This is a genomic window from Thiofractor thiocamini (genome assembly GCF_055384375.1).
On record NZ_AP042389.1, the window covers coordinates 1,191,662 to 1,213,293 of the forward strand.

The window sequence follows — 21,632 nt, forward strand, 5'->3', positions numbered from 1 at the left end:
CAGCAAGGAGATGTGATGAATACGTTTGTAAAATCTTTTAAAAATTTTCTATCCATTTCACCTATGATATTGGGCATTATAGGATTGGTCGGGATTTTTAAGGCATTTATCACTCCTTCAATGCTCTCATCACTTTTTGCTAAAAACTCTTTTTATGATACTTTTATAGGGTTGATAGCGGGTGCGGTTGCCGTAGGTCAAGCTATCATAAGCTATATACTTGGAGGCGAACTCTTAAAAGACGGAGTATCTCTTTACGGTGTCAGTGCATTCATACTTGCATGGGTAACTCTTGGTATCGTACAATTGCCGCTTGAAGCATCCGTACTTGGCATGAGATTTACGGTGCTTAGAAATATTTTGGCATTTGTGTTTACTTTTATCATATCCGTTTTAACCGTATGGACTTTGAGGATTATAGGATGAAAGGAACAAGGTTTTTAAAGATAATCATTTTTATATATGGAGTTTTACTGATCTTTTTTCCTTTTAAAGCCGAACTTGCATTTAAAAGTTCCATGCTGCTACTTTTAAAAATTTCACCTATCTTGCTTTTGGTCATTTTGCTTACCGCGCTTATCAATTACTTTGTCAACCCTAAAGAGTTATCAAGACATTTATCACGTGAAAGCGGTATAAAAGCATGGATCGTCGCACTAAGTGCCGGGGTATTGAGCCATGGACCTATGTATGCGTGGTATCCACTTATAGAGGATTTGAAGAAAAAGGGACTAAGAGACTCACTTATAGGCATGTTCTTTTATGCAAGGGCTGTAAAGTTGCCCCTTTTGCCCATCATGATAGGATACTTTGGGTTGGGATATACTATAATTTTAAATACGTACATCATTTTAGGTTCTATATTACAGGGTATTATTATCGAAAAAGTAGAAAAATTACGAGTTTAATCTTCTATCTTTTTATAGACACTAAGCACTGATATAAAAAGAGTGGTTATCGCCGGTCCCAAAACCATACCCCAAAAACCAAAAGTAGAAAGCCCCGCAAGAATGGATAAAAATACCAAAAGCTCGTTTATCATGGTTTTTGTTTTAAAAAATCTCTCATTGATGTATTTTATGATCATAGGTTTTAAAAAAGTATCTGCTATGATAGATATGACTATGATGGAATATGCCGCAAAAAAGATAGCCTCTTTCGTGTGACCTACGGCTAACTCATACAAAGATATCGGAAGCCACATTATAATCCCTCCTACAACAGGGATCAAAGAAGAAAATCCGTACAATATACCAAGCAACAATCCGTCATACCCGTAGACTTTACCTATGATACCAAACAAAAATCCTTCAAGTATCGCCGTTGTCAATATGGAGTAGAAAACGACATTCATAACGTCTGTAATTTGTGAAAATATTTCATCAACTTCTTCTTTTTGCATTGGAAGAACCGTTTTAAAATATCTTACAAGCTCTTTAGCATAAAGGTTTATAAAAAAGAAAAATATGACTATCAAGAACATATCTTTTAAAAAGCCGGCACTCATCTTACCGAATTGAGTGGCATAGGGAAGTATAAAGCCACTTATGTTTTCAACATTTATTTTGGAGATAAAATCATCAAAGTATCCTTGAAAACTACTCAGTGTCGCAGGAAGCTTGTAATGAAGATTGGTCAGGTATGATGATATTTTCTCTATATAGCTCACATCGAAGTGATTTATGTATTGCACAAGTGTATTGACCGAGTAGATAATGGGCAGGAAAAATAGTATAGACATTATAAAAGTTGATATCAGTGTTCCGGCTACTTTGCTTCTTGTGATCATGACAAATTTTTTTGTAGCACTGTAAGTTGCAATGCTAAGCAAGACTGCGATAATGATAGTCATCAAAAACGGCTTGTATAAGTACACGACCAGTACTGCCATCAACAGTGTCATAAGGGTTAGAAAATTTTTATCTTTTTGATGCAATTACATTCCTTTAAAAAAGCGTATTTTTGCTGTTTAATTTAAACAGGTCATAAGTCTTGGGTGTTGCAACCCTGCCTCTTGCCGTTCTTTCGATATACCCGTTTGCAAGCAAATAAGGCTCTATGACATCTTCTATGGTTACCTCATCTTCGCTTAGGGCTGCGGCTATGGTATTTAACCCCAAAGGCTTTCCTCTTGATTCAAGCAAGATTTTTAAAAACCCTACATCAAGCTCATCAAACCCCATGTCATTTACACCCAGTTCATCAAGTGCATATCTTGCCGTATCCAGTGTGATGCTCTCATCTCCCGCAACTTCCGCAAAGTCTCTTACTCTTTTTAAAAGTCTAAGAGCGATCCTGGGTGTACCCCTACTTCTTTTTGCGATTTCCAAAGCCGCATCATCTTTGCATCCTATATGTAACTTTTTCGAAGCCAATCTCACGATAGTTGCAAGTTCTGCATCATTATAAAACTGAAGCCTAAAATGCATCCCGAATCTGTCTCTTAAAGGTGAGCTTATCATGCCCGCCCTGGTTGTCGCTCCTATAAGAGTGAATTTCGGGATATCTATCTTTATCGTTTGAGCTGCCGGTCCGCTTCCTATGATGATATCGAGCCTAAAATCCTCCATCGCCGAATAGAGTATCTCCTCGACCGCAGGTGAGAGTCTGTGTATCTCATCTATAAAAAGGATATCCTGCTCCTCGAGATTTGTCAAAATTGCTGCCAAATCACCGGCTTTTTCTATCATGGGAGCGGTAGTTACTTTGATATTTGCTTCCATTTTGTTTGATATGATATATGCCAAAGTCGTTTTTCCAAGTCCGGGAGGTCCGAAAAAAAGAGTATGATCAAGTGCTTCTTCTCTTTTTTTGGCGGCCTCTATGAAAACTTTAAGATTTTTCTTTATCCTCTCTTGCCCTACATACTCTTCCCAGCTTGATGGTCTTAAAGTAACTTCATACTGGCTCTCATTTTCAAACTTTTCTATCTCAACAACTCTATCCATTATCAGTACCAATACTCCCGGGAAGGAAAATCACCGTTTTGAATATCCTTTACATACTCTTTTACGGCATTTTTAACCAAATCGGCTCCATTTAGATATCTTTTTACGAACTTGGGTTTAAATTCATCAAAAAATCCCAGCATATCACTCCAAACGAGTACTTGACCATCTGTATCTTTGCCTGAGCCGATGCCTATGGTTGGGATATTTACCGACTCGGTTATCATTTTTGCCGCTTTGGCTTTTACCCCCTCGAGTACGATACAAAACACTCCTGCTTCTTCTAAGGCTTTTGCATCTTCTATGAGTTTTTCTATCTCTTTATCGTTTTTTCCTTTGACTTTGTAACCGCCCTCGGCCCTTACAAATTGTGGCATAAGCCCTATATGCCCCATTACTGCTATAGAATTTTTCGTCAACTCTTTTATGATATCAGCCCTCTCTTTTCCGCCTTCAAGTTTGATGGCATCCGCCTTGGTGTGCTTATAGACTTTAACGGCATTTTTCAATGCTTCTTTTTTATCTGTATATGAGCCAAATGGCATATCACATACCACTAATGCTCTCTTTACTCCTCTACAGACTGATCTGGTATGATATATCATCTCATCCATACCTATCTCAAGGGTATCATCAGCTCCCCCAAAACTCATACTCAAACTGTCACCTACCAAAATTATATCCACTATATCATCGAACAGTTTCGCCATCAAAGCATCATATGCAGTTATCATCGCCATCTTTTTTTTTGACTTAAAAGACTTGATGCTGTTTATATTTATCTCTTTCACTATTTCCCTTTTTCATTTTTGGGTTTTTTAGATTATTGATTTTATCTAAAAAATGATATAATATCAATCAATATTGAAATGAAGGTGTTATTGTGGGCATAAGAGAAGAACTGTTTGACAACTATGACTATGATATAGTTGATGACTTTATACTGCACTACAGCGTCATGACTTATCAGATGGAAAATCTCATCATCTACTCGGCAAAAAAAGAGCAGTATAGAGAAAACATAGAGGAACTTTTCAGAATTGCTCACAATATAAAATCTGCCGCGGCATTTTTAAAAGTGGAACCGGTCTTGAAACTCGCTACTCTTTTTGAAGAAGTCCTGGAGGAAGCGAGAGAACTCGAGGGTCCTGCAAATGATAATTTTATAGATTGGATGCTATCGGTTAAAGATCAGTTTGAAAGATACAAAGAAGATTTTGAAAATGATGCCGAAGAATTCAGTGAACTCGATCCAAATATCATAAAAATACCTACAGAATTAGAAAAAAAGTAAACAAAGAGAGAGATATGAAAAAATTAGTTGCCTATATAACCTGTGCATATCCCGATAAGAACTTCACTGAAGATTTGATACTCTCCCTAAAAGAGAGTGGAGTTGATTTCGTTGAACTTGGAGTTCCATTTTCAGACCCGGTTGCAGATGGTCCGGTCATAGAAGAAGCAAATCTAAAAGCGCTTCAAAGCGGCTTTAAGATGAAAGATCTTTTTGAAGTTTCCAAAAAAATCGCAAAAAAGATAGACACATTGTGGATGGGATATTTTAATCCCTTTTATAAAAATGGAGTGGATTTTCACATAAAAAAAGCGAAAGAGTATGGCATAAAAGGATTTATCATACCTGACCTGCCTTACGAAGAAGCAAAAGATTATAAAAAAGATTTTAATGATAACGATATTTCACTTATAGACTTTGTAGCACCGACCGACTCAAAAACAAGGATAAAAGAGATAGCACAAGATGCTAAAACTTTCATATATCTCGTAGCATATGCGGGTATTACGGGTGCTGGAAAAAGTGAAGATTTAACCTCCGTGATAAACCACATAAGAGAAGTAAGTGATACGGATATATTTTTGGGTTTTGGCGTAAATGAAAAAACTGCAAAAGAAAAGTCAAAAAATGTTGACGGGGTTATAGTGGGAAGTGCCTTTGTAAAGGTACTTTTGGATGAAAACTTGACAAATATCCAGAAAATTGATAGTATATCTAAACTTGCATCTTGCATAAAAAATGAGATCAATTAATCGACGCTGAGCAAATGGGACTTTCTAACGGTTCTAAAATCAAAGAGTATATACAAGGATGTATATATTGATTTTAGCCTCGGAAAAATTGCAGGATGCAATTTTGAGAATGAGTGTAAAAGTTCTATTTGCTCAGCGCCTAAGGGAGTGACTTGGCTTCGACAGGAGCAGACAAGCTTGAGGTTCATGCCGGTTTGAACAATACCGTAAAAATGTTCCGTTAAAAATAAACGCAAACAATACAAATTACAGACCTGCGCTCGCTGTAGCGTAGTAGCCTAACGGCTCGGTCAGTCATTTAGGTTTCTTGCTATCGGAAGCCTATCTGGCTTAACACTTTAGATAGCTCGAGATAAAAGCCGTCTTTCTTTTATCTGACATTTTGGACTTAGAGTTTCTGCTTAGCAAATGGGCAGGAAACTTGAAGCTTTTTCATTTGCACCAAGCATGTAAAAAAACCTCTTGTGAGTCTGCTTTTGGACAGGGGTTCGACCCCCCTCACTTCCACCAAAACGGAGTATATTTTGCATCTTAAAATTTTATTTTTTATATCATTTATGATCATTTTAAGCGGATGTCAAACTTCTGAGCCTACTTTACCCATGCCAAAAAATTACCAAAAACAAAGTATCAAACCACAACCTAAAAACAATAGTGAGAAATATACCGTAAACGCCTCAAATGTTTTTTACGCACCAAAAACAAAACCTGCTATGACAAAAACCACAGGTAGAGATTTGAAATTTAAAGGAAACGGGTACATAAAAGGTGTGGTAAAGAGTGTTTACTATGACAAAAAAAGGCACTATTGGATGTACCATATAAAGGGGATGGACTTGTCAAACGGCAAACTAAACAGTGCCGAAGTTTATGGCACAAAAAGATTGGCTCATGCAAATGATTTTGTATATGCTATCATAAAAGATGGTTTTATAAAATCCGTATACATTTACAAATCTTCCAAAAATTACACGATAAAGAAAAAAAAGATAATTGTCAAGAAAAGTAAACATAAGAAAATTATCCGAAAAATCAGCAATAAAGTACCTAAAACAAGGCAACGAAAGCAAGTTATCAGTGCTCCGGAAGCTCAAACCGTTACCTTTTGATTTACTTTTTGTTAACTTTTAAAAGCTACAATTACTCATTAGCTTAGAGAAAGAAAGTATCTAAACAAACTATCGGCTCTCTTGTGTGTTGTTTTCATGAAATCGGGTGACTTTTGTCACCCTTTTTTATTTCTATCCAATTTTATACAAAAAACTGCCCCATCTTCATCGTTAAAAGCCCTTAGATTTCCTTTCATATTTTTTTCTATGATAAGTTTTGACATATACAAACCTATTCCTGTTCCGGATGATGTATCTTTGGTAGTAAAATATGGCTCAAATATCTTCTCTATAGGTTTTGTTTTTATACCTCTCCCATTATCTTTTATATATAGTTTTATCACTCCGTCATTCTCCGCTTCGAGTGATATGGTGATTTCAGGATTTTTAATATCGTTTTTCATAAGAGCGTATTTTGCGTTGGAGAGGATATTTAGTATCACTTGTTCAAATTCACTTCTATATCCATATATCTTGACATCTTTGTCTATTTTGAGATTTATTTTGATATTTTTATCTTTCAATGATGACTCCATGATGGAAAGCACCCTCATCACTGCCTCTTTTATACTAAAAAGTTTCATTTTTTTATCAGGAATGAAAAAGTTTCTAAAATCATCTATCGTTTGAGACATAAACTCCAAAAGCCTGTCTATATCTTCTCCTTTTTTTTGCATATACTCACTATCAAGCAAACCTTTTCTGTATCTCATTTTTATATTCATCATAACTGATGAGAGTTCATTTAAAGGTTGTCTCCACTGATGAGCTATATTGCTTATCATTTCACCTAGAGCGATAAACTTGGATTTTTGCACAAGAAACTGATCTTTTTCCCTGTTTTTTTCAACCTCTTCTCTTACTCTTACTTCCAGGTTTTTATTGAGATTTTCGAGCTCAAGTGTTTTATGGCTTACTTCATCTCTGTAGTTTTGGAAAAACCTGTCTATCCTGTTACCTAGAAACATAGCGAACAAAAAAGCTATCACATAAAATATAAGATAAACTATTACTGTCAAAACTATCTCTTTTTTTACACTTTTTAAAAGCTCACTCCTCTTTTTTTCTATAGACTTTTCTATATCGTCAAGATATACTCCTGCCGCTATAACCCAGTTGTATTTTTTATACAGTTTAAAGTATGAAAGTTTCAGTGTTTTCTTATCCGTTCGTGGCTTTTTATATCTATATATAACAAAAGATTCGCCACTTTTTTTTATATCTTGCAAAAATTGCTCTCTAAACATTTTTCCATCTGCGTCTTGGTATCTTGAAGATATATATCTTCCTACAAGGTCGGGTCTGTTTGGATTGATGAACATTTTCGCAAACTTTTCCCCTCCTTTAAAGTCATTTATCTTATATACAAATATATAATTTAGCCTGTTTTCTCCAAATCTTATCGAATTTATATAATCTTTTATCAATTGCAAGGAAGTTTTATTGTCAATATTTTCATTTTTATCCATAAAATCTATAAAATGAACCACAGAGTCAACCTCTCTTTTCAAAAACATTTTCTGATTGTCTATCCTCTCTTTTTTAAGATTGTTCAACTCTTTTTCAAACTCCACATACTGCCTGTCGGTAGAGAAATATATGGTAAATGCCATAAGTGCAAAAAGTATGATGGTAAAAGAGATGATTATGACTTTTGCTATATTGTTTTCTTTTATAATTTTCATTTTCTCCCTTTTATATGAAAATTTTATTGATTTTATTGGAAAATTATTATATCATACATTGCTATAACATTTTATGTAAAAGGATATAGAAAATGGAGAATAATTTGGAACATTTAAAAAACTATACTGTTTTATACGCGGAAGATGAACCTGGTACTAGAGAAAATATATCGGAACTTTTGAAAATGATGTTTAAAAAGGTATATGTAGCCGACAACGGTGACGATGCGTATGAACTCTATCTTAGACATATGCCCGATCTTGTCGTAACAGACATCAAAATGCCAGGACTCGACGGTATAGAGCTTGCAAAAGAGATAAGAAAGATAAGCTCTTCTACACAGATCATCATCATTTCAGCTTATACCGACGTTGACTATATGCTAAGTGCGGTTGAACTTTCTCTTGTAAGATATATAGTAAAACCTTTAACAGAGACTAAACTGAACAAAGCACTGGAACTTTTTCTAAAAAATAAAGAAAAAAGAAAAATCCATGAGCTTGAGGACGGGTGGAGATATGACGAAGACAAACATATCACTATCGATCCGGAAGGAAATGAGTACAAACTCACCAAAAAAGAAGACAGACTCTTAAAGCTGCTCTCTGAAAAAGACAGAACCGTAACCTACAAAGAGATAGAAACATACGTTTGGGGATATGACAATGCCATGAGCCAAAATGCCCTTAGGCTGTTGGCTAAAAACCTAAGAAAAAAACTTCCCGAAGGACTTGTAAAAAATATCCACGCCACAGGATACAGACTATAAAAGAGCGACGCGGCTCTTTTATAGTTTTTTCAAAACTTTTTATCTAATACTTAAAACCTTAACTCTGTTTTTTCTTGCTTTTGTTTCAAAATTAAATACTTTATTAAAAAATTTTTCAATTTTTTTACAATTTACATACAATTTACACACAATAATATTACAATGGATACAAAATTTTACAAGGAGTTATTATGAGAAGAACACTTAAGGCTATAATGATAGCAAGTTTATTGGCTTCAAGCACATTTGCGGCTGATTATGTACTAAAGTTTTCACATGTTGTGAGTCCAAATACACCAAAAGGTAAAGCGGCAGACTTTTTTGCCAAAAGATTGGAAGAGTTAAGCGGCGGGAAGATAGACGTCCAAGTTTATCCAAACTCTCAACTATATAAAGATAAAGCGGTTTTAAAAGCCCTTAAACTAAACTCTGTACAAATGGCATGTCCAAGTTTTTCAAAATTTGGAAGATTTGTTCCTCAGCTTGCCCTCTTCGACCTTCCTTTCTTATTTAAAGATATGGATCATGTTCACAGAGTTCAAGATAGTGATGTAGGAGCCAAACTTAAAAATATGGTAACTAAAAAAGGTTATGTGGCACTTGATTTTTGGGATAACGGTTTTAAAGAGTTGACTTCTTCAAAAAGACCGATTTTATGGCCAAAAGATGCAGCAGGTCAAAAGTTTAGGATCATGAGTTCAAAAGTTCTTGAAGCTCAGTTTAAAGCTGTTGGAGCAAATCCTCAAATGATGCCGTTTAGTGAAGTTTACTCAGCACTTCAGCAGGGTGTTATAGACGGTCAGGAAAATACTATATCAAATATATATACAAAAAAATTCTATGAAGTTCAAAAGTATATGACTATGAGTAACCACGGATATCTTGGATATCTTGTAGTTATGAGTAAGAAATTTTGGAACTCATTGCCGGCTGATCTTAAAAAAGATGTAAAACAAGCCATGAAAGAAGCTACAGCAAAAGAGAGACAGTATGCTATAGAGCTTAACAATTCTCAATTTGCCAAGATAAAAGCATATGCTGATAAAACAGGAAAGTTAAAGATCTACAACCTAACTCCTGAGCAAAGAGCCGCATGGGAAAAAGCTGAGAGTAAGATTTATCCTCAGTTCTACAGCCCTAAAAAGATAGGTAAAGACCTTATCCAAGCAGCACTAAAATTGAAATAGTGCAACATCATGTTTAGCCTGATCGATAAGATTCTTGGCAGCATAAACAGATCCATTGCAGCCTTCGGCATCGCCGCCGGGGTTGCACTGGCATTTATCAATGTTGTTGCAAGATACGGTTTTAACGGTTCTATTACATGGGCTAGTGAATTGACAAACTACTTTTTCATATGGAGTGCCTTTTTTGGAGCAGCATACTGCTTTAAAAAAGACTCTCATATCTCTGTTACCATACTTATGGAAAGACTTCCGGCACCCCTTATGAAAGCTCTCATGATACTCTCACATATGCTCGTGATAGCATATCTATCAGCTGTTGCCTACTATGGATACAAGTATGTCCTTTTGGAAATCGACATGGAAGAAGTATCAGTTGATCTTGTAGTGCCACAGATATCCTGGCTTGGTATGAGTGATGAGTGGGCTGTTCCTATGTGGATGCCATACTCCGTCATACCTTTGGCTTTTGCATCGGCTGCCATCAGGGTACTAGAAAAATTGATCGAGATCATAAAAACTCCTGCCGAACTAGCTAGACGTGAAAGTGAAGCTGAGATGATACTCGCCAAAATGCAAGAGAGTGAAGATGAAGAGAAACTCGAAAAGATCGAAAAGATTGTTGAGACAAATGAAGAGATAGACAAGATCGAGAGAATAGAGGAAAAACTGGAGGCACTTGAAAGCGAGATGGAAAAGATCATAGAAAATGAGGTCGACTCTCTGGATGTGGATGAAAAAAGAGAAAGACTTAAAAAAATCGAGAGAAAACTAGAGACTTGCCAACAAAAACTCTCTCAAAAATTATCAAATCTAAGAAAGGAGAGTTAAAATGCACGTATATATACTCTTTGGACTCTTCTTTTTCTTGATGATCATAGGTACTCCTATAGCGGTAGCTCTTGGAGGAAGTACCTTTTTAACTCTTATTATGTTTACAGGCCTCTCACCTGAAGAGATCTCGTCGATGCTTTTTGAAAAGATAGACTCTTACTCACTTATGGCCATACCTATGTTTATCCTTGCAGGAAACCTGCTGAGCAAAGGTAGTGCATCAAAAAGGATCATAGATTTTGCCAAAAGTGCAGTCGGGCACTTACCGGGCGGCCTTCCTATAAGTGCTATATTTGCAAGTATCATATTTGCTGCAGTCAGTGGAAGTTCACCTGCAACCGTCGTTGCCATAGGCTCTATCATGTTTGCAGCCATCCAGGAAGCCGGATATCCAAAAAGATATGCCATAGGAACCATAGCGACTTCCGGAAGTTTGGGCATACTCATACCGCCTTCCATCGTTATGATCGTTTACGGTGTAACTGCCGAACAATCCATAGGTAAACTTTTTATGGCTGGTGTGATTCCCGGATTTTTACTTGGCGGTATGCTTATAGGTGTAACCTACATAGGAGCTAAAAAACTGGGTTTTAAAAAAACTGAACCCGCACCATTTAAAGAAAGAATGGAAAAATTAAAAGATGCTTCATGGGCACTTATGACCATAGTCATCGTCATCGGAGGTATCTACGGAGGTATCTTTACCCCGACTGAAGCTGCTGCGGTTGCTGCAGTGTGGGCATTTTTTGTATCCTGGATAATATATAAGGATGTCAGTTTAAAAGATTTCTATCCTATCATCCTCGAGTCAGCAAAAACTGCCGCTATGATTATGTTTGTTATAGCGAATGCTATGCTTTTTGCACACTTTTTGACCTTGGAAAATGTTCCACAACAGATAACCGAAGCCTTGGTAAACGCTCATGTAGGTAAGATAGTCTTCTTGTTACTTATCAATATCCTGCTTATCATCGCCGGTAGTTTCATGGAACCAAGTGCGATCATCATGATACTTGTACCTTTACTTTTACCGGTCGCTACGGCTCTTGGAGTAAACCCCATACATCTTGGTATCATTATCACGGTCAATATGGAGATAGGTATGGTATCACCTCCGGTGGGACTGAACCTCTTTGTTACAAGCGGTATCACCGGATTTAACATCAAGGATGTCATCATTTATACCCTACCTTGGACACTGACCCTGCTTGTCGGCTTGGCACTGATAACATATGTACCTATCATATCCCTATGGCTGCCAAATATGATGTTTGGATGATATAGATTTTATTTATTTTAAGCAAAGCTGGAATGAATTTTCCAGCTTTGCCTCCTTTCTGCATAAGTTCAGAAACATATGGCACTCTTTAAAAAGAAGTAGACCTTATCATTCTTAACGAGATAAAAAATTACTATCTTTTAGAAGATATTTTAAATGGTATTATCCTAAAAGACTCTAAAGACAACAGTAGGGCCCTGTTTGAACTAAAAGCCGAGCATGACATAAAAGACTACAAGGTTTTTCAAAGAATGTCAAATGTTGCATAGCATAGAAAAAAAGATAGACAATATTTATCAAACCATAGACACACTTGAAGAGTTAAAAGAAGACTACAAAGAGATATGTAAAAAAACTCTTGAAAAACTAGATGATATAAAACTATATCTAATATATTCGACATTTCGTAAATAGTGAGACGACATTTATATTCTCCCATCCACCCATCCACCCATCAACCCATCATCTCATCAACCCATTCTCCATTCTAAATTCTAAATTTTTTAACCATCTTTTAAACTATCTCCAAGTATAATACATATAAAACTATACATACAAATAGGAGGTGTATTATGAAAACACTTACTGTCAGAAAAAATTTCAATTTTAAAAAAGAATTGATCGATAAAACAAGCAAAATAGTAAACCAAAAAAATAAAAACTTTACACAAATCATAACAAGCTATTTTCAAGCTATTGCAAAAAACCCCGATATCATAGACTTCGTTGAACAGCAAGCAAAAAAAAGAACAGGCAATTTTATAGGCATGCTTGATGGAAAGATAGGTAATGATGACTATCACAAGTTAAGAGGCAAATACCATGAAGATATTTCTTGATGCTAACATATGTCTTGATTTGCTTGATAGCAAAAGAACCACTTCACAACATGCAATAGCATGGTATAACCGCTACAAAGATGATCAAAGCAAAGAGTTTTACTTTTCAGGAGACTTTATCACAACTATCTACTATATACTTACACAAAAAAGAAAGATAAACTCAAAACTTGTTCTAAATGCCATAGATAAACTATGTGATGATATTACGCCGCTTTTTATACAATATGATGATTTTATAGGTGCAAAAAATGATTTTTTGAATTCTACCTTTGAAGACTTTGAAGATTTAATCATCCTAAATAGCGCTGAAAGAATAATGTGTAAGCAATTCATAACAAACGATAAAAAACTTCTAAAACTAAAAAATTATCAAAACATAAAAATAACATCCATATTAAGTGACATTTCGTGAGTCGTGAGACGACATCCTCCCATCCTCCCATCCTCAATTCTCCATTCTCAATTATAATGGTTTACTTTTCATTTACTATTTTTATTTATAATGAAATAAAGGGCATCTCTAAAAACCCTATGCGGTCATAGCATTAAGAGGTGGGTTATAGACAAGGCAAATGTTTGCAGGACTAGCCGTAGCTAATTCAAAAACATTTAACGCAGTATATAATCCACCTCTTAATGCCCGAAGGGAAGCTTAATTTGGGGCGATCTTCAAATAATAAAATTTTCGAATTAGCTACGGCTAGTACTTCAAATTTTATTATTCAAATCTCACCCCAACTTAAGCTTCTATGATCCGTATAGGGTTTTTAGAGATGCCCTAAAGAGAAAATTTACACATAAAATTGCAATTTTTCACAAAAACCTCCAAAATTCCATATTTTTAAGCTAAATTTAATTGTAAATTACAAAACTTTTTTGTATAATACTCAGGAAAACAATTTTACAAGGAGATATATATGAAATTAGCTAAGCTAAGTTTAGCTGCGATTGCAGCTGTAAGTTTAAGCACAGGCGTTTTTGCTGCAGACTCACTAACAGCAGCATTAACAGGTGGAAAAGTAAGTGGACAATTGCAGGCTATTTATTTTAATAAAGATAACGGAACAACTAGTAATGATATATTAGACTTGGGTCTAGATTTATCATATAAGACAGGTTCATTCAATGGCTTCAGTGCTGGAATGACATTTCAATCAACTCATTCACCATGGGCTAACGATCAAGATAAAGCAGCTTTTTCTGGTGATATGTATGGTACAGGAAGTGTTCTTTCTGAAGCATATCTTCAGTATGCAAACAGTGGTTTCTTCTTAAAAGCAGGTAGACAGTACATAAGTACTCCTTTGGTTGCAGGAAGTGGTTCTAGAACAACAAAAGAATCTTTTGAAGGCTATGTAGCGGGCTATACTGGTTTGGCAAATACAGTTATTGCTGGTGGATATGTAACAAAATTTCAAGGAAGAACTGACGGCAATGGTCATATTGGACAGTTTGAAGATGTAGCTGACGGTGCATGGACTATATTTGCAACAAACAAGTCAATAAAAGGTTTAAAATTAACTGGAGCTTATGCAAAAGGTAAAAATCCTGGTGTAAATCCAAGAGTATGGTTTGCTGAAGCAGTATATCATACAATGGTTAGTGACGTAGATCTTGGTTTGGCAGCACAATACTATGATAGTTCATCTGATTTAGCTGATGGTGTCGGACCAAATGGAGACACACTAAGCTTAAAAGTGTCTGCTGCATACAATGGTCTATATGGACATGTAGCTTATAGTACAAACGATAATAAATCTGCTACACTTCCTGGTTTGGGAAATGGTGCTGATAATGCATATGCAGGTGGTCTAATCTATGGAAATAACTATGGTGCAGATGTAGATACTGTAGGTGTAAAAGTAGCTTATGATTTTTCAAAAGTTGGTGTAGCTGGCCTAAAAGCAGGTGCATTGTACTCAAACTATGATACAGGTGCAGCAAATAATGACTACAACACACTTGGTGGTTATGTTTCTTACGCATTTGCAGGTGGCCTAAAAGGATTGAGTGCTACATTCAAATATGATACTAAAAATGTAGATCATGGAAACGATCAAGACTATACAAGAGTTTATGTAACATATAAATTCTAAAAAATTATATAACAGAGGGGGTCTTTCTCCTCTGTTTATGTAATATTTTCTCATATAATCCTATACAAATAAGCTTTTTTCTTCTATATAATATAAACAGTTATATTTCCAGTTACTTTTATAGATATCTGAAACCGACTCTATTTTGCATACATCAATGTGTCAGGCAGGCACTAAAAGTTGAGCTACACTCTACAACAGCTTAAGGGGTCACTTAAGTCACTTAGAGGGTCAGTCGCTACCTTAAAATCCAATAAACCTATTCATAAACTACTTAAGGGGTCAGTCGCTACCTTAAAATCCAATAAACCTATTCATAAAACTCCTTTTGTACACCCACCTGATACAAACAACACTAAAAAATGACTATAAATCCCTATAGAACTCTTCACTCTTATAAAGAGAGAGTGCGATAATAAGCAGCTTAGAACTTAAGGGGTCAGTCGATAGTAATAAGGTGATAGTAATAGTATTTCTTTTTATAATTCCATTAATTGTTGGCTGAGAAAGATTTAAAACCTTTGCTATTTGATGTTGGGAATATCCTTACTTATAGTCTTTGATTATATGTTTGTTTCTCTCTTTTTTATTAGTGTACTTTAAAAGCATTTTTTTTAATTTTTGTTCATTTAGTTCATTTGTTTTTATGTTTGATGCTTCTATCAGCATTGATGCCTTATTGAGCTCTATCAACACATCACTATCAGGTTTCATAATATTCTTAAGGGGTCAGTCGCTACCTTAAAATCCAATAAACCTATTCATAAAACTCCTTTTGTACACCCACCTGATACAAACAACACTAAAAAATGACTATAAATCCCTATAGAACTCTTCACTCTTATAAAGAGAGAGTGCGATAATAAGCAGCTTACGGACACACTTAAGGGGTCAGGTGATAGTAATAGTATTTCTTTTTATAATTCCATTAATCGTTGGCTGAGAAAGTTTTAAAACCTTTGCTATTTGATGTTGGGAATATCCTTGCTTATAGGCTTTGATTATATGTTTGTTTCTCTCTTTTTTATTAGTGTACTTTAAAAGCATTTTTTTTAATTTTTGTTCATTTAGTTCATTTGTTTTTATGTTTGATGCTTCTATCAGCATTGATGCCTTATTGAGCTCTATCAACACATCACTATCAGGTTTCATATATAAAAAATCTTTTATTTCATCCTTGTTATTGAAATTCTTATTTAGCTTCACCAATTTTATGGTATAATACTTTATGGCAAAGATAGATGAGATAAAAGAGATATTAAATACATTGAGAATATGGTTAAGCTTAACTATTGGATTGGTAGTTGTTATTGTAAGTGGACTTATAAAGCGTTATGATTCAAATAAAATAGATTGGATCTTTTATTCGGGTTCATTCCTATTTTTTGTATTGTTGTTTGTACTTTTGTTGATTATTATTAAAATATCTAATAAAACCAAAGAGATAAAGGATTTATAATGGATGCAAGTATTGTTTTTATTGTTGGAGCGATTTTAACTTCTTTTATATTTGTTTTTGGTACATATAAATTATCTTCTGAATAATAAATTAGGAGGCTTAAAGTGTTATCAAGCGCAACCCGAAAATGTACCAATACGCGAAGGGCTTAAGCAGGCTTAAGGGGTCAGTCGCTACCTTAAAATCCAATAAACCTATTCATAAAACTCCTTTTGTACACCCACCTGATACAAACAACACTAAAAAATGACTATAAATCCCTATAGAACTCTTCACTCTTATAAAGAGAGAGTGCGATAATAAGCAGCTTACGCATTACAGCCACTTGCGCAGCTGTTGTATGCTTTCCATTTGCCTTAAGTCTTTCATAATACTTCTTGAAGTGTCCATTGTATCGAACGGCAACCATTGCAGGCATAAAGAGTGCCGATCTGTATATTTTGTCTCCCGCTTTGGATATCTTGACTCTACCTCTTATCGAAGTGCCAGATTCCCTAATAACAGGATCGAGCCCTGCTAAAGAGACGATCTGTCGTTGATTGGCATTTGGATAGCGCAATGTAGAACTTAAGGGGTCAGTCGCTACCTTAAAATCCAATAAACCTATTCATAAAACTCCTTTTGTACACCCACCTGATACAAACAACACTAAAAAATGACTATAAATCCCTATAGAACTCTTCACTCTTATAAAGAGAGAGTGCGATAATAAGCAGCTTACGCATTACAGCCACTTGCGCAGCTGTTGTATGCTTTCCATTTGCCTTAAGTCTTTCATAATACTTCTTGAAGTGTCCATTGTATCGAACGGCAACCATTGCAGGCATAAAGAGTGCCGATCTGTATATTTTGTCTCCCGCTTTGGATATCTTGACTCTACCTCTTATCGAAGTGCCAGATTCCCTAATAACAGGATCGAGCCCTGCTAAAGAGACGATCTGTCGTTGATTGGCATTTGGATAGCGCAATGTAGAACTTAAGGGGTCAGGTGATAGTAATAAGGTGATAGTAATAGTATTTCTTTTTATAATTCCATTAATTGTTGGCTGAGAAAGATTTAAAACCTTTGCTATTTGATGTTGGGAATATCCTTACTTATAGTCTTTGATTATATGTTTGTTTCTCTCTTTTTTATTAGTGTACTTTAAAAGCATTTTTTTTAATTTTTGTTCATTTAGTTCATTTGTTTTTATGTTTGATGCTTCTATCAGCATTGATGCCTTATTGAGCTCTATCAACACATCACTATCAGGTTTCATATATAAAAAATCTTTTATTTCATCTTTACTATTGAAATTCTTATTTAGTTAACTAATTTTATGATATAATACCTCATGGCAAAGATAGATGAAGTGAAAGAATGGCTGAACTTTTTAAATAGATTATTTTCGATAGGATTAATTACATTGCTTGGTATTGTTGGTTGGTTATTTTTAAATTATAAGACAGCATCTATTGTTTTAATTATATCCTCATTGATAGGCATATCTACACTATTAGTTCTATTGATATTACTTTCAAGGAAAATTATTGCCAATATAAAAATGTTAAAGGACTTAAAAAATGATTGAATATATTGTAGCAATTAGTTTTTTAGCTGTTATAGGAGTATTTACATATATAGCAGTTAAAGCATTAAATATTTCACTATAAAATCGGCACCGTAAACCAAACTGTGTAAACCACCTTCACCCCCATATCCTTACTTCTCATATTTTACCATAATATCTTGGGCTTAAGGGGTCAGTCGCTACCTTAAAATCCAATAAACCTATTCATAAAACTCCTTTTGTACACCCACCTGATACAAACAACACTAAAAAATGACTATAAATCCCTATAGAACTCTTCACTCTTATAAAGAGAGAGTGCGATAATAAGCAGCTTACGCATTACAGCCACTTGCGCAGCTGTTGTATGCTTTCCATTTGCCTTAAGTCTTTCATAATACTTCTTGAAGTGTCCATTGTATCGAACGGCAACCATTGCAGGCATAAAGAGTGCCGATCTGTATATTTTGTCTCCCGCTTTGGATATCTTGACTCTACCTCTTATCGAAGTGCCAGATTCCCTAATAACAGGATCGAGCCCTGCTAAAGAGACGATCTGTCGTTGATTGGCATTTGGATAGCGCAAAAAAAGATGCAATAATACAAGAGCGGTCAATTCACCCACTCCTTTGATAGAGAGGATCACTTCGAATTTTTTGGAGAGTATTGCATCTTGTTTAATTGTCTTAAGCATCGATTGCAGTAGAGATGCCTGCTGTGTTTTTATAGAGTGAAGCTGCTTTTGGAGAGCTTTAATCAAAATCTTTGCGCTATCTTTGGCTCGTAGAGACTCCAGATGGTTTTTGAGCTGACTCTGCTGTTTGGCAAGCAGTCTGTAATAGCCTATCATCTCTTTGAACTCTTCGACGAGCGGATCGACAGAGGGAACTTTGATCTCACTCTCTTTGGCGATGAGAATGCTTTGTGCAAGTACTCTTGCATCGATTCTGTCGCTCTTGTTGCGCTGTGCTATCGCTTTGGCAAACCCTCTTGCCTGTTTGGGATTTGGCATAAAGACTTTGATCCCTTTTTGGGCACAGAAGCGATAGATACGTGCAGAGTAGCTTCCTGTCGACTCGAACACCCATACGACTCTCTCTACCTCTTTTTTGTAGAGTTTCTTGAGTTTGGAAAAGAGTGCTTTGAGTGCTTGTGTTGTATTCTCTATTTCGAGATCCAAATTACTCTTTGGAATATGTACCGCTATACTTGACTTTCCTATATCCAATCCGATAGAATACATTTATAGAGCCTTTATAATGATTTAAAGAGCTCGTTAGCATCATCTCTTGTGACGGTGTGACAACACGCAACGGGTTGCACAGAGCCTTACCTCGTAAATACGATATGATACTTCGTATCGATCTTGTCGCTACCAAGGCTTTGGTGCAACCATCTCACTGACCCTCAAGCTATCCATACTCATTTATGAACACTTCGGTGACATTCTGATCTGTTGCACGCCAACAAAGCTCTCTTTTGATTGTAGCATTTTTGCTTCAATCTTTCAAAGATTGTGAATATCTTTGTTGGTGTTTGTATTATACGAGGTGATAGTAATAAGGTGATAGTAATAGTATTTCTTTTTATAATTCCATTAATTGTTGGCTGAGAAAGATTTAAAACCTTTGCTATTTGATGTTGGGAATATCCTTACTTATAGTCTTTGATTATATGTTTGTTTCTCTCTTTTTTATTAGTGTACTTTAAAAGCATTTTTTTTAATTTTTGTTCATTTAGTTCATTTGTTTTTATGTTTGATGCTTCTATCAGCATTGATGCCTTATTGAGCTCTATCAACACATCACTATCAGGTTTCATAATATTCTTAAGGGGTCAGTCGCTACCTTAAAATCCAATAAACCTATTCATAAAACTCCTTTTGTACACCCACCTGATACAAACAACACTAAAAAATGACTATAAATCCCTATAGAACTCTTCACTCTTATAAAGAGAGAGTGCGATAATAAGCAGCTTACGGACACACTTAAGGGGTCAGGTGATAGTAATAGTATTTCTTTTTATAATTCCATTAATCGTTGGCTGAGAAAGTTTTAAAACCTTTGCTATTTGATGTTGGGAATATCCTTGCTTATAGGCTTTGATTATATGTTTGTTTCTCTCTTTTTTATTAGTGTACTTTAAAAGCATTTTTTTTAATTTTTGTTCATTTAGTTCATTTGTTTTTATGTTTGATGCTTCTATCAGCATTGATGCCTTATTGAGCTCTATCAACACATCACTATCAGGTTTCATATATAAAAAATCTTTTATTTCATCCTTGTTATTGAAATTCTTATTTAGCTTCACCAATTTTATGGTATAATACTTTATGGCAAAGATAGATGAGATAAAAGAGATATTAAATACATTGAGAATATGGTTAAGCTTAACTATTGGATTGGTAGTTGTTATTGTAAGTGGACTTATAAAGCGTTATGATTCAAATAAAATAGATTGGATCTTTTATTCGGGTTCATTCCTATTTTTTGTATTGTTGTTTGTACTTTTGTTGATTATTATTAAAATATCTAATAAAACCAAAGAGATAAAGGATTTATAATGGATGCAAGTATTGTTTTTATTGTTGGAGCGATTTTAACTTCTTTTATATTTGTTTTTGGTACATATAAATTATCTTCTGAATAATAAATTAGGAGGCTTAAAGTGTTATCAAGCGCAACCCGAAAATGTACCAATACGCGAAGGGCTTAAGCAGGCTTAAGGGGTCAGTCGCTACCTTAAAATCCAATAAACCTATTCATAAAACTCCTTTTGTACACCCACCTGATACAAACAACACTAAAAAATGACTATAAATCCCTATAGAACTCTTCACTCTTATAAAGAGAGAGTGCGATAATAAGCAGCTTACGCATTACAGCCACTTGCGCAGCTGTTGTATGCTTTCCATTTGCCTTAAGTCTTTCATAATACTTCTTGAAGTGTCCATTGTATCGAACGGCAACCATTGCAGGCATAAAGAGTGCCGATCTGTATATTTTGTCTCCCGCTTTGGATATCTTGACTCTACCTCTTATCGAAGTGCCAGATTCCCTAATAACAGGATCGAGCCCTGCTAAAGAGACGATCTGTCGTTGATTGGCATTTGGATAGCGCAAAAAAAGATGCAATAATACAAGAGCGGTCAATTCACCCACTCCTTTGATAGAGAGGATCACTTCGAATTTTTTGGAGAGTATTGCATCTTGTTTAATTGTCTTAAGCATCGATTGCAGTAGAGATGCCTGCTGTGTTTTTATAGAGTGAAGCTGCTTTTGGAGAGCTTTAATCAAAATCTTTGCGCTATCTTTGGCTCGTAGAGACTCCAGATGGTTTTTGAGCTGACTCTGCTGTTTGGCAAGCAGTCTGTAATAGCCTATCATCTCTTTGAACTCTTCGACGAGCGGATCGACAGAGGGAACTTTGATCTCACTCTCTTTGGCGATGAGAATGCTTTGTGCAAGTACTCTTGCATCGATTCTGTCGCTCTTGTTGCGCTGTGCTATCGCTTTGGCAAACCCTCTTGCCTGTTTGGGATTTGGCATAAAGACTTTGATCCCTTTTTGGGCACAGAAGCGATAGATACGTGCAGAGTAGCTTCCTGTCGACTCGAACACCCATACGACTCTCTCTACCTCTTTTTTGTAGAGTTTCTTGAGTTTGGAAAAGAGTGCTTTGAGTGCTTGTGTTGTATTCTCTATTTCGAGATCCAAATTACTCTTTGGAATATGTACCGCTATACTTGACTTTCCTATATCCAATCCGATAGAATACATTTATAGAGCCTTTATAATGATTTAAAGAGCTCGTTAGCATCATCTCTT

At 35.4% G+C, this 21,632-nt stretch carries 29 protein-coding genes and 1 other RNA gene; 17 read left to right on the forward strand and 13 right to left on the reverse strand.

The genetic code is table 11. The features are described 5' to 3' along the window. Positions 1-15: 15 nt before the first annotated feature. Complete coding sequence (locus ACZ47B_RS05965; RefSeq protein ID WP_464893633.1) at positions 16-426, forward strand: permease; 411 nt, start codon at positions 16-18, stop codon at positions 424-426. Then, entirely contained in the window at positions 423-908 is a 486-nt protein-coding gene (locus ACZ47B_RS05970) for a permease (protein ID WP_464893634.1), read from the forward strand. The genes ACZ47B_RS05965 and ACZ47B_RS05970 overlap by 4 nt, the downstream gene beginning before the upstream one ends. Here ACZ47B_RS05970 and ACZ47B_RS05975 read toward each other — a convergent pair. From ACZ47B_RS05975 to panB, 3 genes are read right to left on the reverse strand one after another with little or no spacing between them, the layout of a single operon-like run. Beyond that, positions 905-1,936, reverse strand: coding sequence for an AI-2E family transporter (locus ACZ47B_RS05975; RefSeq protein WP_464893635.1), 1,032 nt, complete (start codon positions 1,934-1,936; stop codon positions 905-907). The two genes, ACZ47B_RS05970 and ACZ47B_RS05975, sit on opposite strands and share 4 nt — an antisense overlap. 10 nt (positions 1,937-1,946) lie before the next feature. After that, the gene (ruvB, locus tag ACZ47B_RS05980) at positions 1,947-2,948 is read right to left on the reverse strand and encodes a Holliday junction branch migration DNA helicase RuvB (protein WP_464893636.1); all 1,002 of its coding nucleotides are present in this window, start codon (positions 2,946-2,948) and stop codon (positions 1,947-1,949) included. A 2-nt stretch (positions 2,949-2,950) separates the two neighbouring features. Beyond that, entirely contained in the window at positions 2,951-3,688 is a 738-nt protein-coding gene (panB, locus tag ACZ47B_RS05985; RefSeq protein ID WP_464895710.1) for a 3-methyl-2-oxobutanoate hydroxymethyltransferase, read from the reverse strand. A gap of 143 nt (positions 3,689-3,831) precedes the next feature. Here panB and ACZ47B_RS05990 point away from each other — a divergent pair, with 143 nt between their 5' ends. From ACZ47B_RS05990 to ACZ47B_RS06005, 4 genes are all read left to right on the forward strand, one after another. Then, complete coding sequence (locus ACZ47B_RS05990) at positions 3,832-4,242, forward strand: Hpt domain-containing protein (protein ID WP_464893637.1); 411 nt, start codon at positions 3,832-3,834, stop codon at positions 4,240-4,242. Between the two features lie 14 nt (positions 4,243-4,256). Then, positions 4,257-4,994 (forward strand): tryptophan synthase subunit alpha, encoded by a 738-nt coding sequence (trpA, locus tag ACZ47B_RS05995; RefSeq protein WP_464893638.1) that lies wholly within the window; start codon positions 4,257-4,259, stop codon positions 4,992-4,994. A gap of 143 nt (positions 4,995-5,137) precedes the next feature. Continuing rightward, positions 5,138-5,504, forward strand: a transfer-messenger RNA (tmRNA) gene (gene ssrA / locus ACZ47B_RS06000). 14 nt (positions 5,505-5,518) lie between these two features. After that, positions 5,519-6,103: a hypothetical protein gene (locus tag ACZ47B_RS06005; protein WP_464893639.1), complete on the forward strand. Its 585-nt coding sequence runs from the start codon at positions 5,519-5,521 to the stop codon at positions 6,101-6,103. Positions 6,104-6,219: 116 nt separating this feature from the next. Here the strand turns inward: ACZ47B_RS06005 and ACZ47B_RS06010 are convergent, their stop codons facing one another. After that, complete coding sequence (locus ACZ47B_RS06010; protein ID WP_464893640.1) at positions 6,220-7,788, reverse strand: cache domain-containing protein; 1,569 nt, start codon at positions 7,786-7,788, stop codon at positions 6,220-6,222. Positions 7,789-7,880: 92 nt separating this feature from the next. Between ACZ47B_RS06010 and ACZ47B_RS06015 the strand changes: the two genes are divergently transcribed. The 8 genes from ACZ47B_RS06015 (at position 7,881) to ACZ47B_RS06050 (ending at position 14,793) form a co-directional block, all read left to right on the forward strand. Next, the gene (locus ACZ47B_RS06015; protein WP_464893641.1) at positions 7,881-8,558 is read left to right on the forward strand and encodes a response regulator transcription factor; all 678 of its coding nucleotides are present in this window, start codon (positions 7,881-7,883) and stop codon (positions 8,556-8,558) included. A gap of 191 nt (positions 8,559-8,749) precedes the next feature. Then, on the forward strand, positions 8,750-9,745 hold the full coding sequence (locus tag ACZ47B_RS06020; protein ID WP_464893642.1) for a TRAP transporter substrate-binding protein: 996 nt from the start codon (positions 8,750-8,752) through the stop codon (positions 9,743-9,745). A gap of 9 nt (positions 9,746-9,754) precedes the next feature. Then, a complete protein-coding gene (locus ACZ47B_RS06025) occupies positions 9,755-10,573 on the forward strand; it encodes a TRAP transporter small permease (RefSeq protein ID WP_464893643.1) in 819 nt (272 codons plus the stop codon). 1 nt (position 10,574) lies between these two features. Then, the gene (locus ACZ47B_RS06030) at positions 10,575-11,855 is read left to right on the forward strand and encodes a TRAP transporter large permease (RefSeq protein ID WP_464893644.1); all 1,281 of its coding nucleotides are present in this window, start codon (positions 10,575-10,577) and stop codon (positions 11,853-11,855) included. A 258-nt stretch (positions 11,856-12,113) separates the two neighbouring features. Next, positions 12,114-12,269: a hypothetical protein gene (locus ACZ47B_RS06035; protein WP_464893645.1), complete on the forward strand. Its 156-nt coding sequence runs from the start codon at positions 12,114-12,116 to the stop codon at positions 12,267-12,269. A 158-nt stretch (positions 12,270-12,427) separates the two neighbouring features. Further along, positions 12,428-12,694 carry a hypothetical protein gene (locus ACZ47B_RS06040; protein ID WP_464893646.1) on the forward strand — a complete coding sequence of 89 codons (267 nt, stop codon included), beginning with the start codon at positions 12,428-12,430 and terminating at the stop codon, positions 12,692-12,694. Continuing rightward, entirely contained in the window at positions 12,678-13,109 is a 432-nt protein-coding gene (locus tag ACZ47B_RS06045; RefSeq protein ID WP_464893647.1) for a type II toxin-antitoxin system VapC family toxin, read from the forward strand. Before ACZ47B_RS06040 ends, ACZ47B_RS06045 begins: the two co-directional genes overlap by 17 nt. 505 nt (positions 13,110-13,614) lie before the next feature. Further along, positions 13,615-14,793, forward strand: coding sequence for an OprD family outer membrane porin (locus ACZ47B_RS06050; RefSeq protein WP_464893648.1), 1,179 nt, complete (start codon positions 13,615-13,617; stop codon positions 14,791-14,793). A 546-nt stretch (positions 14,794-15,339) separates the two neighbouring features. Here the strand turns inward: ACZ47B_RS06050 and ACZ47B_RS06055 are convergent. Together ACZ47B_RS06055 and ACZ47B_RS06060 are read right to left on the reverse strand one after the other, a co-directional pair. Further along, entirely contained in the window at positions 15,340-15,507 is a 168-nt protein-coding gene (locus tag ACZ47B_RS06055) for a hypothetical protein (protein WP_464893649.1), read from the reverse strand. Between the two features lie 177 nt (positions 15,508-15,684). Then, positions 15,685-15,945 carry a helix-turn-helix domain-containing protein gene (locus ACZ47B_RS06060; protein ID WP_464893650.1) on the reverse strand — a complete coding sequence of 87 codons (261 nt, stop codon included), beginning with the start codon at positions 15,943-15,945 and terminating at the stop codon, positions 15,685-15,687. A gap of 76 nt (positions 15,946-16,021) precedes the next feature. Here ACZ47B_RS06060 and ACZ47B_RS06065 point away from each other — a divergent pair, with 76 nt between their 5' ends. After that, complete coding sequence (locus ACZ47B_RS06065) at positions 16,022-16,252, forward strand: hypothetical protein (protein WP_464893651.1); 231 nt, start codon at positions 16,022-16,024, stop codon at positions 16,250-16,252. Positions 16,253-16,502: 250 nt separating this feature from the next. Here the strand turns inward: ACZ47B_RS06065 and ACZ47B_RS06070 are convergent, their stop codons facing one another. The 3 genes from ACZ47B_RS06070 to ACZ47B_RS06080 all read right to left on the reverse strand — a co-directional run bounded on the left by ACZ47B_RS06070 (position 16,503) and on the right by ACZ47B_RS06080 (position 17,511). Further along, positions 16,503-16,850 carry a transposase gene (locus tag ACZ47B_RS06070; protein WP_464893652.1) on the reverse strand — a complete coding sequence of 116 codons (348 nt, stop codon included), beginning with the start codon at positions 16,848-16,850 and terminating at the stop codon, positions 16,503-16,505. Between the two features lie 61 nt (positions 16,851-16,911). Then, positions 16,912-17,220 (reverse strand): transposase, encoded by a 309-nt coding sequence (locus tag ACZ47B_RS06075; RefSeq protein WP_464893653.1) that lies wholly within the window; start codon positions 17,218-17,220, stop codon positions 16,912-16,914. Between the two features lie 123 nt (positions 17,221-17,343). Continuing rightward, a complete protein-coding gene (locus ACZ47B_RS06080; protein WP_464893649.1) occupies positions 17,344-17,511 on the reverse strand; it encodes a hypothetical protein in 168 nt (55 codons plus the stop codon). A gap of 75 nt (positions 17,512-17,586) precedes the next feature. Here ACZ47B_RS06080 and ACZ47B_RS06085 point away from each other — a divergent pair, with 75 nt between their 5' ends. Further along, positions 17,587-17,823: a hypothetical protein gene (locus ACZ47B_RS06085; RefSeq protein ID WP_464893654.1), complete on the forward strand. Its 237-nt coding sequence runs from the start codon at positions 17,587-17,589 to the stop codon at positions 17,821-17,823. 256 nt (positions 17,824-18,079) lie between these two features. Here ACZ47B_RS06085 and ACZ47B_RS06090 read toward each other — a convergent pair whose 3' ends face one another. The 3 genes from ACZ47B_RS06090 to ACZ47B_RS06100 form a co-directional block, all read right to left on the reverse strand. Then, positions 18,080-19,045 carry an IS110 family RNA-guided transposase gene (locus ACZ47B_RS06090; RefSeq protein ID WP_464893655.1) on the reverse strand — a complete coding sequence of 322 codons (966 nt, stop codon included), beginning with the start codon at positions 19,043-19,045 and terminating at the stop codon, positions 18,080-18,082. Positions 19,046-19,455: 410 nt separating this feature from the next. Then, positions 19,456-19,623: a hypothetical protein gene (locus ACZ47B_RS06095; RefSeq protein WP_464893649.1), complete on the reverse strand. Its 168-nt coding sequence runs from the start codon at positions 19,621-19,623 to the stop codon at positions 19,456-19,458. A gap of 177 nt (positions 19,624-19,800) precedes the next feature. Then, a complete protein-coding gene (locus ACZ47B_RS06100; protein ID WP_464893650.1) occupies positions 19,801-20,061 on the reverse strand; it encodes a helix-turn-helix domain-containing protein in 261 nt (86 codons plus the stop codon). Between the two features lie 76 nt (positions 20,062-20,137). Between ACZ47B_RS06100 and ACZ47B_RS06105 the strand changes: the two genes are divergently transcribed. Beyond that, positions 20,138-20,368, forward strand: coding sequence for a hypothetical protein (locus ACZ47B_RS06105; protein ID WP_464893651.1), 231 nt, complete (start codon positions 20,138-20,140; stop codon positions 20,366-20,368). 250 nt (positions 20,369-20,618) lie between these two features. Here ACZ47B_RS06105 and ACZ47B_RS06110 read toward each other — a convergent pair whose 3' ends face one another. Continuing rightward, on the reverse strand, positions 20,619-21,584 hold the full coding sequence (locus ACZ47B_RS06110) for an IS110 family RNA-guided transposase (protein ID WP_464893655.1): 966 nt from the start codon (positions 21,582-21,584) through the stop codon (positions 20,619-20,621). Between the last annotated feature and the right edge of the window lie 48 nt (positions 21,585-21,632).

Coding starts and splice junctions, on each gene's coding strand:
- ACZ47B_RS05970 (WP_464893634.1), top strand. CDS start 423: ATGAAAGGAACAAGGTTTTTAAAGATAATCATTTTTATATATGGAGTT.
- ACZ47B_RS06020 (WP_464893642.1), top strand. CDS start 8,750: ATGAGAAGAACACTTAAGGCTATAATGATAGCAAGTTTATTGGCTTCA.
- ACZ47B_RS06105 (WP_464893651.1), top strand. CDS start 20,138: ATGGCAAAGATAGATGAGATAAAAGAGATATTAAATACATTGAGAATA.
- ACZ47B_RS06065 (WP_464893651.1), top strand. CDS start 16,022: ATGGCAAAGATAGATGAGATAAAAGAGATATTAAATACATTGAGAATA.
- ACZ47B_RS06110 (WP_464893655.1), bottom strand. CDS start 21,584: ATGTATTCTATCGGATTGGATATAGGAAAGTCAAGTATAGCGGTACAT.
- panB (WP_464895710.1), bottom strand. CDS start 3,688: ATGGCGATGATAACTGCATATGATGCTTTGATGGCGAAACTGTTCGAT.
- ACZ47B_RS06015 (WP_464893641.1), top strand. CDS start 7,881: ATGGAGAATAATTTGGAACATTTAAAAAACTATACTGTTTTATACGCG.
- ACZ47B_RS06025 (WP_464893643.1), top strand. CDS start 9,755: ATGTTTAGCCTGATCGATAAGATTCTTGGCAGCATAAACAGATCCATT.
- ACZ47B_RS06090 (WP_464893655.1), bottom strand. CDS start 19,045: ATGTATTCTATCGGATTGGATATAGGAAAGTCAAGTATAGCGGTACAT.
- ACZ47B_RS06045 (WP_464893647.1), top strand. CDS start 12,678: ATGAAGATATTTCTTGATGCTAACATATGTCTTGATTTGCTTGATAGC.
- ACZ47B_RS06050 (WP_464893648.1), top strand. CDS start 13,615: ATGAAATTAGCTAAGCTAAGTTTAGCTGCGATTGCAGCTGTAAGTTTA.
- ACZ47B_RS06060 (WP_464893650.1), bottom strand. CDS start 15,945: ATGAAACCTGATAGTGATGTGTTGATAGAGCTCAATAAGGCATCAATG.
- ACZ47B_RS06035 (WP_464893645.1), top strand. CDS start 12,114: ATGTTGCATAGCATAGAAAAAAAGATAGACAATATTTATCAAACCATA.
- ACZ47B_RS06030 (WP_464893644.1), top strand. CDS start 10,575: ATGCACGTATATATACTCTTTGGACTCTTCTTTTTCTTGATGATCATA.
- ACZ47B_RS05965 (WP_464893633.1), top strand. CDS start 16: ATGAATACGTTTGTAAAATCTTTTAAAAATTTTCTATCCATTTCACCT.
- ruvB (WP_464893636.1), bottom strand. CDS start 2,948: ATGGATAGAGTTGTTGAGATAGAAAAGTTTGAAAATGAGAGCCAGTAT.
- ACZ47B_RS06080 (WP_464893649.1), bottom strand. CDS start 17,511: ATGAAACCTGATAGTGATGTGTTGATAGAGCTCAATAAGGCATCAATG.
- ACZ47B_RS06095 (WP_464893649.1), bottom strand. CDS start 19,623: ATGAAACCTGATAGTGATGTGTTGATAGAGCTCAATAAGGCATCAATG.
- ACZ47B_RS06010 (WP_464893640.1), bottom strand. CDS start 7,788: ATGAAAATTATAAAAGAAAACAATATAGCAAAAGTCATAATCATCTCT.
- ACZ47B_RS06055 (WP_464893649.1), bottom strand. CDS start 15,507: ATGAAACCTGATAGTGATGTGTTGATAGAGCTCAATAAGGCATCAATG.
- ACZ47B_RS06085 (WP_464893654.1), top strand. CDS start 17,587: ATGGCAAAGATAGATGAAGTGAAAGAATGGCTGAACTTTTTAAATAGA.
- ACZ47B_RS06100 (WP_464893650.1), bottom strand. CDS start 20,061: ATGAAACCTGATAGTGATGTGTTGATAGAGCTCAATAAGGCATCAATG.
- trpA (WP_464893638.1), top strand. CDS start 4,257: ATGAAAAAATTAGTTGCCTATATAACCTGTGCATATCCCGATAAGAAC.
- ACZ47B_RS06040 (WP_464893646.1), top strand. CDS start 12,428: ATGAAAACACTTACTGTCAGAAAAAATTTCAATTTTAAAAAAGAATTG.